Source organism: Nocardia sp. NPDC059236 (assembly GCF_042754085.1).
Lineage (GTDB): Bacteria > Actinomycetota > Actinomycetes > Mycobacteriales > Mycobacteriaceae > Nocardia.
This window is the reverse complement of record NZ_JBHZAF010000023.1, coordinates 104,813-118,373: the sequence shown is the minus strand read 5'-3', so window position 1 is coordinate 118,373 and position 13,561 is coordinate 104,813. Positions and strand designations below refer to the sequence as shown.

The following is a 13,561-nucleotide window of genomic DNA, read 5'->3' as shown; positions in this document are numbered from 1 at the left end:
TTGCGGCCCTACGAGGCACTGGCCCACCCCACCGATCGCTAGGAACGGGTCAGGAGGTGGCCGGCGGTCCAGGTCTGGTCGAACCAGGTGGGGGCAGCGGCGGTGAAATCGGGGGCGGGCCAGGAGCCGGCGCCGGCGGGGATGGAGCCGATGAGGTCGACGCCGGTTACGGCGGGGAGGTCGGTGCGGTTGCACTCGGAGGCGAGATCCGGGGTGGCGGGCCAGGATCCGATGACGAGACCTACGCAGGGGACGCCGGCGGCGGTCAGGGCTCGGGTGGTCAGTTCGCTGTGGTTGAGGGTGCCAAGACCGGGGGCCGCTACCAGTAGCACCGGGGCGCCGAGTTTTTGGGCCAGGTCGAGGAGTGTGAAGTCGCCGATGCGGACGAGCAGACCGCCGGCGCCCTCGACCAGGACGAGGTCCGCGTCTGCGCAGGACTCGATGCCGGCGATGGTCTCGGACAGGGTCAGCAGCGGTCGGCCGCAGCGCCGGGCGGCGGTGTCGGGTGCCAGGGGCTCCGGGTAGCGGGCCAGTTCCAGGGTGCGGGTGACCCCGCTCAATCGGGTGATTTCGGCAAGGTCGCCGGGTTCACCGGGGGCTACGCCGGTTTGGGCCGGTTTGCAGACGGCGACGTCCAGACCGGCGGCGCGGGCGGTCGCCGCCAGGGCCGCGGTGACGATGGTCTTGCCGACGTCGGTGGAGGTTCCGGTGATGAACAGGAGGCGGCTCATGCCGGGACCACCTGCCGCCCACGGGCTTCGGCGAGGACCTCGCCGAGAACGGTTGCGATGGTGGCCAGCTCGGCCTCGGTGAGGTCGGCGCGGGCGGTCAGGCGCAGGCGGGAGGTGCCCTCGGGGACCGACGGCGGGCGGAAGCAGCCGACGCTGAGACCGCGGGCGCGGCAGGCCTGGGCGGCGTCGTAGGCGACCTGGGCATCGCCGAGGACGACCGGTACGACGGCCGAATCCGGTTGGCCGACACCGGCGATGCGGGCCAGATCGGCGGCGCGGTCGAGCACCCGCTGGGCCATCGCGGGGTCGCGGCGCAGCAGCCGCAGGGCCGCGCGGGCCGCGCCGACGGCGGCGGGCGCCAGGCCGGTGTCGAAAATGAAGGTGCGAGCGGCGTCGATGAGGTGGGCGCGCACCCGCTCGCTGGCCAGCACCGCGCCGCCCTGGGCGGCAAAGGCTTTGGAGAGGGTCGCGGTGATCACCAGGTCGGGCTCCCCGGCCAGCCCGCACTCCTGCACCAGGCCGCGGCCGCCGTTGCCGCGCACCCCCAGGCCGTGCGCCTCGTCCACGATGAGCACCGCGCCATTGGCCCGGGTCACCCGGTGCAGTTCGGTCAGCGGCGCGAGATCCCCGTCGGCGCTGAACACCGAGTCCGTCAAGACCAGTGCACGGTCCTCGGTGCGCTCGGACAGCAGGCGGTCCACGGCCGCCGGGTCGCAGTGCGGTGCGATCTCCACCCGCGCCCGCGACAGCCGGCAGGCGTCGACCAGCGAGGCGTGGCTGCCCGCGTCCGAAACCACCAGTGCGCCACGGCCGGCCAGCGCGGTGACCGCGCCCAGGTTCGCGGCGTAGCCGGAGGCGAACACCAATCCGGCCTCCGCGCCGACGAATTCGGCGAGTTCGGTCTCGAGCTGTTCGTGCTCGGCGGTGGTCCCGGTGACCAGGCGCGAGCCGGTCGCGCCGGCGCCCCAGTACCGCACCGAGGCGACGGCGCCCTCGATCACCTCGGGGTGGCGGACCAGCCCGAGGTAGTCGTTGGAGGCCAGGTCGATGCTCACCGTGTCGGAGGTGCGGGGGCGCAGTTCACGGCGCAGCCCGGCGTCCACGCGCTCGGCGGCGCGGGTGTCGAGCCAGCTCAGGGGATCGGCAGTCACAGCTCGGAAGCATACTTGAACACCGTTCAGGGGGCCATGGGTGTCGGTACACGGCGCTATGCTGGGAAGTCGTAAGGAGGCTGCGCGATGCCACGATGGGCAATAGTGGTCGAGCAGACGACCGGCTTCGGCGACAGCAAAACCTGGAGTCCGAAGATCCTCACAGAGGTGGTGGGAACCCGCGAACAAGCTCTCGCGAAAGTCCCGGGCCTCGTCTCGAAATTCCAACCCGATCATCCGAAGCTGATCAGCCGCCGCACCATCCTGCGCGACGGCGACACCTACATGCTGATCGCCCGTGGCTGGTCCGACGACTATCACTGCGTATTCAAGGTCTGGGAAGTCCTGTCAGACAGTGACAATTCAGACAAGGTACGCGAAAGACGGGCCAACCGTTGACGGCTCGCACCGCGCGAGCCGGCACGGCACCACACCGGTAGCCGAGACCGCGTCGGCCTACCGGACCAATCGGCCCAGCAGGGCCGACGCGGTGGCGACGCCGAGGGTGGCGGCCCCGGCCAGTACACCGAAGTCCAGCCAGAGGTCGGCCTGTGTGCCGATCAGCAGGCCACGCAGCGCGTCCACCTCGTAACTGAGCGGGTTGACGTGGCTGACGACCCGCAGCCACGTCGGCATGAGGTCCACGGGGTAGAGCGCGTTGGAGGCGAAGAACAGCGGCATGGTGATGGCCTGGCCGATGCCCATCAGCCGATCCCGGGCGCGCACCAGCCCGGCGATGGTCATGGACAGGCAGGCGAAGAAGGCCGTGCCGAGGAAGACCACGGGAACGGTGGCGAGCACGCGCAGCGGGTTGCCGGTGAGGGCCACACCCATGAGCAGCGCCACGATCACGATCACCAGGATCTGGGCGATGGCGCGAACGCCTGCGGCGAAACACTTTCCGGCGATCAGCGCGGCCCGCGGGGTCGGGGTGACGAGCAGTTTGGTGAGAATGCCCGCATCCCGGTCCCAGATGATCTGGATGCCATAGAAAATCGCGATGAACAGCGCCGACTGGGCGATCACGCCGGGAGCGAGGAAGTCCAGGTACGGCACCGAACCGGTGGGCAGGGCGTGCAGGCGGGAGAAGGTAGTCCCGAATATCACCATCCACAACACGGGCTGGATTGCGCGGGTGAGGACTTCGGTCTGGTCGTGGCGCAGCTTCTGGATCTCCACCAGCGCGAAGGTGCCCATGCGGGAGGCCAGCCGGGGCAGGCGCGCCCAGCCGCGCGGCGCCAGGACCGGCGTGAACGCCGTATCAGCCCGCGCGCCGGGCGGTCCGGCGAGTGCTTCGGACATTGCGCATGTTCCCTTCGGTCACATCGTCGAGGCTCTCCCCCGCGTGATGCCGGAAGACATCCTCGAGGGTCGCCCCGGGGCCGATCCCGGCCTTCAGGTCGGCGGGCGAACCGGTCGCGCGCAGCACGCCCTTGTGCAGCAGCGCGATTCGATCGCAGAGCGCGTCGGCCTCGGCCATGTAGTGGGTAGTGAGCAGCACGGTGGTGCCGTAGCCGGCGCGCATCTCGGCGACCCGCTCCCAGACGCTGTCGCGCGCAATGGGATCCAGCCCCACCGTCGGCTCGTCCAGCACCAGCAGGGCGGGGCGGTTGACCAGGGCCTGGGCCAGTTCGAGGCGGCGGATCATGCCGCCGAGTAGCCGCCGGCCAGCCGGTCGGCCACGTCCAGCAGGTTCATGGCGTCGAGCACCTCGTCCACCCGCTCGGCCCGCTCGGTGCGCGGCACGTCGAACAGCCGGGCGAACCAGGCCACATTCTGCCGCCCGGTCAGCCCCGCCTCGATCGAGAGTTGTTGCGGCACATAGCCTAGGTTGTAGCGGACGTCCGCGGCGCGGGTCGTGACATCGAGCCCGAACACCCGGACGGTGCCGGACTGGATGGGCATGAGCGTGGTGAGCAGCTGAATGGTGGTGGACTTGCCCGCGCCGTTGGGGCCGAGCAGGCCGAACACCTCACCGCGTTCGATGGTGAGGGCGAGATCGTCGACCACGGTGCTGGTTCCGTAGCGGTGGGTCAGGCCGACGCATTCGACGGCGGGCACGCTGGTCATCGGTCGCCTCCGCGGGAGTGCTCGCGTTCGTGCAGCAGATCGGTGAGGCGCGTCATGGCCGCCAGACCGCTGCGCAGTTGCGCGCGTTCGGTTTCGGTGAGCTGGTCGAGCGCCTCGGCAACCACGGCGTGCCGCTGCCGCCGCGTCTCGTCGGCGATCCGCTGCGCGTCCGGGGTCAGGGACAGTCGCATGGTCCGCCGGTCCCGTGGATCCGGCTCACGCACCACGAGCCCCGCCTTGACCAACTCGGTCACCAGCGTCGACACACTGTTCGCCGCCGAACCCAGTTCTCCGGCAGCCTCTTTCACCGAGATCCCCGGCCGCCGCCCCACCAGCCGCAAGAACTCCGACTGCGCCCCGGAGAGCCCCGGCTCATCGAACGACCGCCCGGCCAGCCGGCCAACCTGCCGCCGCAAGCGGCCCATGGAGCCGAACAGCAGCGTCATCAGCTCGGCATAGCCGTCGCTTGCGGTGTTCTCCCGGGGAGTCTCGGACACGCTCCCACAATAGCTCTGTTTCAGAGGTATTTCGACCGGAGCGCGAATCCGGTGGTCAGACGGCTGCGGCGGCGCACATGGCGGCGGCTATGCGGTGGACGTCGTCGCGGGTGCTGATGAAGGGCGGCATGCAGTAGATGAGATTGCGGAACGGACGTAGCCAGACGCCGGATTCGACTGCGGCGTCGGTGGTTCTGCGCATGTCAACCGGGTGGTTCAGTTCGATGACGCCGATCGCGCCGAGGGTGCGGACGTCGGCGACGGCGGGGAGGTCACGGGCGGGGGCCAGGCCCTCGGCGAGGCCGGTGTGGATGTCGCGGACCTCGCTCTGCCAGTCGCGCGAGAGCAGCAGTTCGATCGAGGCCACCGCGACCGCGCAGGCGAGGGGGTTGCCCATGAAGGTCGGGCCGTGCATGAGGCCGCCGTGCGAGCGGCTGATGGTCTCGGCGATCTCGGTGGTGCACAGCGCGGCGGCCAGGCTCATGTAGCCGCCGGTGATGGCCTTGCCCACGCACATGACGTCGGGCCGGACACCCGCTTGCTCAGCGGCGAAAAGGGTTCCGGTGCGGCCGAATCCGGTGGCGATCTCGTCGAACACCAGCAGGACGTCGTGCTCGTCGCACAGTCGGCGCAGATCGGCCAGGTAGCGCGGATCGTGGAAGCGCATGCCGCCCGCGCCCTGCACCACGGGTTCCACGATGACCGCGGCCAATTCGTGCGCGTGTGCGGCGAGGGTCCGTTCCAGCTCCGAGACATATTGCGGCTCATAGGCTTCCGGCGGCGGGCCCGCGAAGACCTGCGGGACCAGGACATCGGTCCACAGCGAGTGCATGCCGCCCTCGGGATCGCAGACGCTCATGGGGGTGAAGGTGTCGCCGTGGTAGCCGCCGCGCCAGGTCATCAGCCGGTGCTTCTCCGGCCGCCCCAGCGCCCGCTGGTACTGCAGGCACATCTTCACCGCGACCTCCACCGACACCGAGCCGGAGTCGCAGAGGAAGACCTTGTCCAGGCCCTCGGGCGTGAGCTCGACCAGCAGCTGCGACAACCGCACCGCCGGCTCGTGGGTGAGCCCGCCGAACATGACGTGACTCATCTTCCGCGACTGGGCGAGCAGGGCGGCATCCAGCACCGGGTGCTGATACCCGTGCACGGCGGCCCACCAGGAGCTCATGCCGTCCACCAGTTCCCGGCCGTCGGCCAGGGTGAGCCGGGTGCCGGACGCGGAGGCGACCACCAGCGGCGCGGTGGTGGCCGGGAAACCGCCGTAGGGATGCCACACGTGGGCGGCGTCGATCGCGGTGATCTCGCCGGAGCGCTGCGCCCCGACGGGCCGGGTCGGTGCCGCAGCAGTTTCGGTCGGTGCCGCAACAGGCTCGGTCGATGCCACGAGAAGTCCTTCGAGGAGCGGGCTTGAACGGCGTTCAAGTTACCACGAACCCGGGGCACCCACCGGCACCCCCGGCGTATTCTTTGACTCGGTCAAAGGATTGGAGCCAGCATGGCCGTCGAGACGACCGATCGCCCGGTCGAGGCACAGCACATCGCCGCCGTCCGCGCCTTCAACCGGCGCTACACCCGCATCATCGGCGTCCTGCAGGGCGAGATGCTCGGCACCGAGTACTCGCTCACCGAGGGCAGAATCCTGTTCGAGCTGGCCCATTTCGGAGCCACCGAGGTGGTGGACCTGCGGCTGGCCCTGGATCTGGACCCGGGATACCTGAGCCGCATCCTGGCCCGGTTCGAGGAGCGCGGCCTGGTCGCCCGCCGCCGATCCGACGCCGACGGCCGGCGGCAGGTGGTGGAGCTGACCGAGGCGGGCCGGGCGGCCTTCACGGAGCTGGACCAGCGCACCCAGGACCAGATCGGGGATCTGCTGGTCCCGCACTCTCCCGTGGTGCGCACCCGGTTGGTCGGGGCCATGCGGACCATCGAGCAGATCCTCGACACCGACTCCGAGCCCGATCCCGCCGGCGTGATCCTGCGTGAACCCCGGCCCGGCGACCACGGCTGGGTGATCACCCGCAATGCCGTGCTCTACGCCGAGGAGTACGGCTGGAACGCCGAATACGAGACGCTGGCCGCCACCATCGTCGCGAACTGGCTGAGTTCCCATGACCCGCAACGGGAACGGGCCTGGATCGCCGAATACGAGGGCAGCCCGGTCGGCTGTGTCTACTGCATGCGCGAGGACGACACCACCGCCCGGCTGCGACTGCTGCTGGTGGAACCGTCCGCCCGCGGGCTCGGCGTGGGCAGCGCACTGGTCGACGAATGCCTGCGCTTCGCCACCGCGGCGGGATACACCGAGATGGTGCTGTGGACCAACAGCGTGCTGGACTCCGCGCGCCACATCTACCAGCGCGCCGGATTCGAACTGGTGGAATCGAATCCGCACCACAGCTTCGGCGTCGATCTGGTCGGGCAGACCTGGCGGCGGGGACTCGGTGGGGAGGACCATCCCGCCCGCTAGGGTCTGGATCATGCCTCCCGCGACTCCCGACACCACCGCGCTCGGTGTCTGGCCGGGGACCGCCTATCCGCTGGGCGCGACCTACGACGGCGCCGGAACGAACTTCTCGGTGTTCTCCGAGGTGGCCCGGCGGGTGGAGCTGTGCCTGATCGACGCGGACCACCGCGAGACCCGGGTGCCGCTCGACGAGGTGGACGGCTATGTCTGGCACGCCTATCTGCCCGGCGTCGGGCCCGGGCAACGCTACGGTTTCCGGGTGCACGGGGGCTTCGATCCGGAGCGGGGGCTGCGCTGCGATCCCAGCAAGCTGCTGCTGGACCCGTACGGCAAGGCGTTCGAGGGCGATTTCGGGACCGCCACCGCGCCCTACAACTTCGGGCAGAACTCGCTCGGGCACACCATGACCGGGGTGGTCATCAACCCGTATTTCGACTGGGCCCACGACCGCGCGCCGAAGCGGCCGTACCACGAGACCGTCATCTACGAGGCGCACGTGAAGGGCATGACCGTCACGCATCCGGAGGTGCCGCCGGAATTGCGCGGCACCTTCGCGGGCATGGCGCATCCGGCGATCCTCGAACACCTGCGGGGGCTGGGCGTGACGGCCGTGGAGCTCATGCCCGTACACCAGTACCTCGACGATCGCATTCTGCTGGACCGGGGACTGCGGAATTACTGGGGCTACAACAGCTTCGGCTATTTCGCGCCGCATCGGGGCTATGCCGCGGGCTCCTCCCCCGCCGCCGCGGTGACCGAATTCAAGACCATGGTGCGTGCCTTCCACGCCGCCGGTATCGAGGTGATCCTCGACGTGGTCTACAACCACACCGCCGAGGGCAATGAATTCGGGCCGACCATCAGCTTCCGCGGCATCGACAATGCCGCGTATTACCGCCTGGTGGACGATGATCCGCAGCATTATATGGATTACACGGGTACCGGCAACAGTTTCAATATGCGCCACCCGCACGCCCTGCAGCTGATCATGGATTCGCTGCGCTATTGGATCCTCGAGATGCGCGTGGACGGATTCCGCTTCGACCTGGCGGCCACCCTGGCCCGCGAATTGCACGATGTGGACCGGCTTTCCACCTTCTTCGACCTGGTGCACCAGGATCCGGTGGTGAGCCAGGTGAAGCTCATCGCCGAACCCTGGGATGTCGGCGAGGGCGGATATCAGGTCGGCAATTTCCCGGTGGCCTGGACCGAGTGGAACGGCAAATACCGTGACACCGTGCGGGATTACTGGCGCGGGCAGCCGGCGACGCTGGGCGAGTTCGCCTCCCGGCTCACCGGGTCCTCGGATCTGTACGAGGCCACCGGCCGCCGGCCCAGCGCCAGCATCAATTTCGTGACCGCGCACGACGGATTCACGCTGGCGGATCTGGTGTCCTACAACGAGAAACACAACGACGCCAATGGCGAGGGCAATCACGACGGCGAGAACTACAACCGCTCCTGGAACTGCGGCGTCGAGGGCCCGACCGAGGATCCGGAGATCCTGGCCCTGCGCGCGCGGCAATCCCGTAATCTGCTCGCCACCCTTCTGCTCTCCCAGGGCACCCCGATGCTGTTGCACGGCGACGAATTCGGCCGCACCCAGCGCGGCAACAACAATGTCTACTGTCAGGATTCACCGCTGTCGTGGATGGACTGGACGTTCATGGACACCAATGCCGATCTGCTCGAATTCACCAGGCGCGCGGTCGCGCTGCGCGCCGCGCACCCGGTGTTCCGGCGCCGCCGCTTCTTCGATCCGGCGCCCGATCCCGACGACCTCGGCGATATCTCCTGGTTCACCCCCGGCGGCGCGGCCATGACCGACGCCGACTGGGAGACCGGCTTCGCCCGCTCGCTGGCGGTGTTCCTCAATGGCGACGGCATCAACGAGCCGGACCCGCGCGGGGAACGCATCGCCGACGACTCGTTCCTGCTGTGCTTCAACGCTCACGACCAAGCCCTGGATTTCACCCTCCCCGACGCCCGGCACGGTAATGCCTGGTCGGTCGCCCTGGACTGCGCCGCGCCCAGCGGCCGACCCGCCGCCGACACCGTCCTCCCCGCTGCCGCAACGGTGCAAGTGCCCGCACGCTGTCTACTCGTGCTGCGCCGTACGGCATGATCGATACCGCCATGACCAGCTCGCCCGAACACCTCACCGGACCCATCGCCCGGCAGACGCCCGTGCGCAGCACCTACCGCCTGCAGCTGCGGCCCGACGCGCTCACCTTCACCGATGCGCGCGCCATCGCCGAATACCTGCAGCAACTGGGCATTTCGCATCTGTACCTGTCGCCCGTCATGACCGCGACACGCGGCTCCACCCACGGCTACGACGTCACCGATCCGACCACGGTGTCGGCCGCGCTGGGCGGGCCGACCGGGCTCAAGGCCCTCGCCGACGAGGTGCGCAGCCGCGGTATGGGACTCATCATCGATCTGGTGCCCAACCATGTGGCGGTGGCCGATCCGCGGCAGAACCAGTGGTGGTGGGATGTGCTGCGGCAGGGTAAGAAGTCCAAGTACGCCACCTGGTTCGATATCGACTGGACGCCGGGCAATGGCGCGGGCGGGCGCATCGCGCTGCCGGTGCTGGCCGGGGAGAACGATCCGGCGGCGCTGACCGTGGACCGCTCCGGGCCCGAACCCATGCTGGCACTGCACGATCTGCGCTTCCCCATCGCGCCCGGCACCGACGGCGAGAACGCGCTGCGCATTCACGACAAGCAGCACTACCGCCTGGTCAACTGGAAATCGGGGCTGTGCGGATACCGCCGCTACTTCACCGTGGGCGGGCTGGCCGCCATCCGGCAGGAGGAGCCGGCGGTCTTCGAGGCCACCCATCGGGAGCTGGCCGCCTGGTGCGAGCACGACCTCATCGACGGTGTGCGCGTGGATCATCCCGACGGACTGGCCCAGCCCGCCGAGTACCTGCGGCGGCTGCGCCAGCTCATCGGACCGCAGCGGCTGCTGCTGGTCGAGAAGGTGCTCTCCAATCGTGAGCCCCTCGACGCCACCCTCCCCATCGACGGCACCACCGGCTACGACTCCCTCGCCGACATCGGCGGCGTGCTCATCGACCCGGACGGCGAGAAACAGCTCACCGACCTGTCGCGGCAGTTCACCGGGCACGGCAGCGACCGGGCCTGGTTCACCGAGCAGGAACACCGGATTCGCCGCGCCGTCGCCGAGACCATGCTGGTGCCCGAGGTGCGGCGGCTGGTGGCCGCGGTCAAGCGCGACGCCCGCGCCGACGCCTTCGACACCATGGCGCTCACCAATGCCGCCATCGAGGTGCTGTCGTTCATGCCGGTCTACCGCACCGACTACGCGCCGCTGGCGGGCATGGTCGGGGCCGTCGTCGCCGAGGTGGCGCGGCGCAATGCCGAGCTGACCGCGCCGCTGCAGGTGCTGGTGACCGCGCTGGCCACCGGCGGCGAGGCCGCCACCCGCTTCCACCAGGTGGGCGGGGCGATGAGCGCGAAAGCCGTGGAGGACACCATGTTCTACCGCGCCGCGCGGCTGGTGTCGCTGCAGGAGATGGGCGCGGACCCGGCCCGCTTCGGCTGCTCGCCCATCGAGTTCCACCTCGCCAATGCCGAACGCGCGCAACGCTGGCCGGCCGGTATGACCGCGCTGTCCACCCACGACACCAAGCGCGGCGAGGACGTGCGCGCCCGCATCGGCATGCTCTCGCAGGTGCCCGACATCTGGGCGCGCTCGGTCAGCACCTGGGAGGAGATCGCACCCGGACCCGACGGCGCGACCACACTGTTCCTGCTGCAGAACATGTTCGGGGTGTGGCCCGCCGACGGCCGCCCCGCCGCGGCGGTGCCCGGGCTGCGCGAGCGGCTACATCAGTTCGCGGAGAAGGCGGTTCGCGAGGCCGGCACCCAATCCTCCTGGGAGGAACCGGATGTCGAGTTCGAGACGGCGGTGCACCGCTGGATCGACACCGTCATCGACGGACCGGTCGGCGCCGAACTGGGTGAGTTCGTGGCCGATCTGGCCGGCCACGCCTGGACCGACGCGCTGGCACAGAAGCTGCTGCAACTGTGCGGCCCCGGTATCCCGGACGTCTACCAGGGCTGCGAGCTGTGGGAGGACTCGCTCGTCGATCCCGACAACCGCCGCCCGGTGGACTTCACCCACCGTTCCCTGCTGCTGCAATCCCTCACCGGCACACCGGATCTCGACCCGACCGGTGCGGTCAAGATGTGGATCGTGGCGTACGCGCTGTGGCTGCGCCGCGAACGCCCCGACTGCTTCGTCGGCGGCGCCTACATCCCGCTGTTCGCGGCCGGCGACCGCGCCCAGCACCTGCTCTCCTACGCCCGCGGCCGCACCGGGGAGACCCCCGAGGTGATCGTGGCCGTCACCCGGCACAGCATCCGGCTGGACGAGGCGGGCGGCTGGGCCGACACCGTGCTGGATCTGCCGCAGGGACACTGGACCGACCGGCTCACCGGCCACACCTTCTCCGGGCGCGCACGACTGGAGAAGCTGTTCGCCCGGCTGCCGGTGGCCCTGCTGGTGCGCTGAGCGGCCGGCCGATCAGGCGGCGGATTCTTCCGGACCGCCGCCCGCGTCGTCACCGGCGGCACGTGACACCTGGTCGACGGGCTCGATGAGATCCGGCGGCACCGGACCGCCCCGATGCTCGCACCAGCGGTGAATATTGGCCGGGCGGTAGCCCTTCCGGTCCGGGACGCTGGCGGCCAGGAAGCTGTCCTGGTCCTCGGGCTGCAGCAGCTTGCGCCAGGAATCCCAGTAGAAGCGCGGGCTGCGCCAGCCGGTCGCCAGGCGGGCGTAGTTCAGCACCCGGAAGCCCGGGCTGAGCGAATCGTGCAGGTGCGTGGCGTCGAACGGGCAGCTGCTGAGCAGGGTGTCGAGGCGGTCGTGATCGAAGGCCAGTCCCTCGGCCTCGGCCTCGGCGATCATCCAGCGCAGGGTGATGTCGGACAGCCCGCAGTCGGCGTAGCCGCCGCCGATATCGCTGTGCACGCCCTCGAACCAGACCTGCTTCACCCGGTCGGGACGGTCGTAGAGCTCGCGCTGATCGGCGGGAATCTCCCACAGGCAGGGCGCGAAGGCGCGCCGCCGCTCGTCGATGGCCAGCGCCTGCCGCGCGCACAGCACGATGCGCGAGAGCCGCACATCGTGGAAGCTGTGCAGCCACGAGGTGATACCCGGGACGCCCATCGCGCCCACGGTGTCGAAGACGCCGAGAAAATTGATGACCGGCCTCTCGGGGTGGCAGTTCGCGGCGCGGAACGCCGCCCACTCCGGCGGATCCGGATCGTCGGGGTTCTGCTTGCGGGTCTTGTAGATCTCCAGCGCCTTCGGGTACTTACCCCCGATGATGGCCTCGTAGGTCAGGATTCCGAGCCGGTTGATCATCCCCGCCAGGCTGCGGGCGGTGTACGCGCCGCGGCTGAAGCCGAAGATGTAGATCTCGTCCCCGGGCTCCCAGTTCAGGGCCAGCTGCCAGTAGGCGGCCGACAGATTGGCCTCCAGGCCCAGACCGAACGCGCCGCCCAGCAACTTGTCGGACATGAAGCCGCGCGAGCCCGGACCCGAGACGTAGTTGATGCGCTGACCGACGGACTTCCCCTCCCTGTCCGTCCCGGTCAGCTTGACCGCTTCCGCGATCTTCACGATGTTCGACACCGTCGAGCTCGACTCGGCCTTCCAGGTGCCGTCACAACACACGACCAGCCTTTTCATGAACGTCAGCCTCCCGCCCTGACCGTTCGGTTTCACGCGTAGTGAACTACCCGATCATCGCGCCCGGGCCACGCGGTCGTTAACCCCGGCGCGTGCCCCCACAAGTACCCCTCCCCGCGGCGTTAACATCCCGCGCTCGCCCGGCGATCGCTCACGATTCGTTCATGATCCCTGTGGCACGGTGGCGGCATGTCCGACGATGGAGTGAGCGCCCGCAGCGTATGTGTCCTGGTGTGCGAGGACGACGAGCGGCTGGGCGAGCGGGTCGCGGACGGACTGCGGGCGGCCGGATTCATCGTCGATCTGACCCGCAATCTCACCGACGCCGCCGAGCAGTGCGGGGTGCGGATCTACGACTGCCTCATCGTGGACCGCGGGCTACCCGACGGCGACGGACTGGAACTGGTACGGCGGCAACGGGAATCGGGTGATCGCACCCCCGCATTGCTGATCACCGCGCGCGACAGTCCCGCCGATCGCAGAGAGGGCTACGCAGGCGGCGCCGACGACTATCTGGCCAAGCCGTTCTCGCTGGGCGAGCTCGCCGCGCGGGTGCGGGCGCTGTGCTCGCCCCGGCGCTCGCCGCACTCGCCCGTGCTCACCATCGGGGATCTGGTGGTGGACCGATTACGCCGGCGGGTGCGCCGCAGCGGAATCCTGCTGACCATGACCACCCGCGAATTCTGCGCGCTGGAACTGCTGGCCGCGCGCGCCGGAACCCTCGTCACCCCGGCCGAGATCGCCGCCTTCTGCAGCGATTCCACCTCGACCGCGGGCGTGGACGAGGTGATCACGCGGCTGGACCGCAAGCTCGGCCGGCCGCGGATCATTCACAGCTCGGCGGCGGGATACCTCCTGCACGCCTGAAAGCCCCACCGGGGCAACCAGACCCGTGTGATCCGAACGAGGGGTCGG

11 protein-coding genes and 1 pseudogene are annotated in these 13,561 nt (G+C 69.6%); 5 read left to right on the top strand and 7 right to left on the bottom strand.

What is annotated here, in order from left to right:
* Nucleotides 1-38 precede the first annotated feature (38 nt).
* Both bioD and ACFXIV_RS39995 read right to left on the bottom strand, forming a co-directional pair.
* Complete coding sequence (gene bioD, locus ACFXIV_RS40000; protein ID WP_379401699.1) at nt 39-731, bottom strand: dethiobiotin synthase; 693 nt, start codon at nt 729-731, stop codon at nt 39-41.
* Nucleotides 728-1,882 carry an 8-amino-7-oxononanoate synthase gene (locus ACFXIV_RS39995; RefSeq protein ID WP_379401698.1) on the bottom strand — a complete coding sequence of 385 codons (1,155 nt, stop codon included), beginning with the start codon at nt 1,880-1,882 and terminating at the stop codon, nt 728-730. The genes bioD and ACFXIV_RS39995 overlap by 4 nt, the downstream gene beginning before the upstream one ends.
* Before the next feature lie 105 nt (nt 1,883-1,987).
* On the opposite strand from ACFXIV_RS39995, the gene ACFXIV_RS39990 reads away from it, so the two are divergent.
* Complete coding sequence (locus tag ACFXIV_RS39990; protein ID WP_379401697.1) at nt 1,988-2,281, top strand: hypothetical protein; 294 nt, start codon at nt 1,988-1,990, stop codon at nt 2,279-2,281.
* Between the two features lie 57 nt (nt 2,282-2,338).
* Here the strand turns inward: ACFXIV_RS39990 and ACFXIV_RS39985 are convergent, their stop codons facing one another.
* From ACFXIV_RS39985 to ACFXIV_RS39970, 4 genes and pseudogenes are all read right to left on the bottom strand, one after another.
* Nucleotides 2,339-3,079: an ABC transporter permease gene (locus ACFXIV_RS39985; protein WP_354843208.1), complete on the bottom strand. Its 741-nt coding sequence runs from the start codon at nt 3,077-3,079 to the stop codon at nt 2,339-2,341.
* A 64-nt stretch (nt 3,080-3,143) separates the two neighbouring features.
* A pseudogene (locus ACFXIV_RS39980) lies at nt 3,144-3,952 on the bottom strand (ABC transporter ATP-binding protein).
* The gene (locus ACFXIV_RS39975; RefSeq protein ID WP_379401696.1) at nt 3,949-4,449 is read right to left on the bottom strand and encodes a MarR family winged helix-turn-helix transcriptional regulator; all 501 of its coding nucleotides are present in this window, start codon (nt 4,447-4,449) and stop codon (nt 3,949-3,951) included. The pseudogene ACFXIV_RS39980 and the gene ACFXIV_RS39975 overlap by 4 nt, the downstream one beginning before the upstream one ends.
* Nucleotides 4,450-4,504: 55 nt before the next feature.
* Nucleotides 4,505-5,752, bottom strand: a complete 1,248-nt coding sequence (locus ACFXIV_RS39970; protein ID WP_379401737.1) for an adenosylmethionine--8-amino-7-oxononanoate transaminase — start codon at nt 5,750-5,752, stop codon at nt 4,505-4,507.
* Nucleotides 5,753-5,947: 195 nt separating this feature from the next.
* On the opposite strand from ACFXIV_RS39970, the gene ACFXIV_RS39965 reads away from it, so the two are divergent.
* Genes ACFXIV_RS39965 through treY form a run of 3 tightly spaced genes read left to right on the top strand, consistent with a single transcriptional unit; the run spans nt 5,948 to nt 11,461 of the window.
* On the top strand, nt 5,948-6,919 hold the full coding sequence (locus tag ACFXIV_RS39965) for a GNAT family N-acetyltransferase (RefSeq protein WP_379401695.1): 972 nt from the start codon (nt 5,948-5,950) through the stop codon (nt 6,917-6,919).
* 10 nt (nt 6,920-6,929) lie between these two features.
* Nucleotides 6,930-9,041 (top strand): glycogen debranching protein GlgX, encoded by a 2,112-nt coding sequence (glgX, locus tag ACFXIV_RS39960; protein ID WP_379401694.1) that lies wholly within the window; start codon nt 6,930-6,932, stop codon nt 9,039-9,041.
* Nucleotides 9,042-9,052: 11 nt separating this feature from the next.
* Nucleotides 9,053-11,461, top strand: a complete 2,409-nt coding sequence (gene treY / locus ACFXIV_RS39955; protein WP_379401693.1) for a malto-oligosyltrehalose synthase — start codon at nt 9,053-9,055, stop codon at nt 11,459-11,461.
* A gap of 12 nt (nt 11,462-11,473) precedes the next feature.
* Here treY and ACFXIV_RS39950 read toward each other — a convergent pair whose 3' ends face one another.
* Nucleotides 11,474-12,646: a DUF2235 domain-containing protein gene (locus tag ACFXIV_RS39950; RefSeq protein WP_379401692.1), complete on the bottom strand. Its 1,173-nt coding sequence runs from the start codon at nt 12,644-12,646 to the stop codon at nt 11,474-11,476.
* 189 nt (nt 12,647-12,835) lie between these two features.
* On the opposite strand from ACFXIV_RS39950, the gene ACFXIV_RS39945 reads away from it, so the two are divergent.
* A complete protein-coding gene (locus tag ACFXIV_RS39945) occupies nt 12,836-13,513 on the top strand; it encodes a response regulator transcription factor (RefSeq protein WP_379401691.1) in 678 nt (225 codons plus the stop codon).
* Nucleotides 13,514-13,561: the final 48 nt, after the last annotated feature.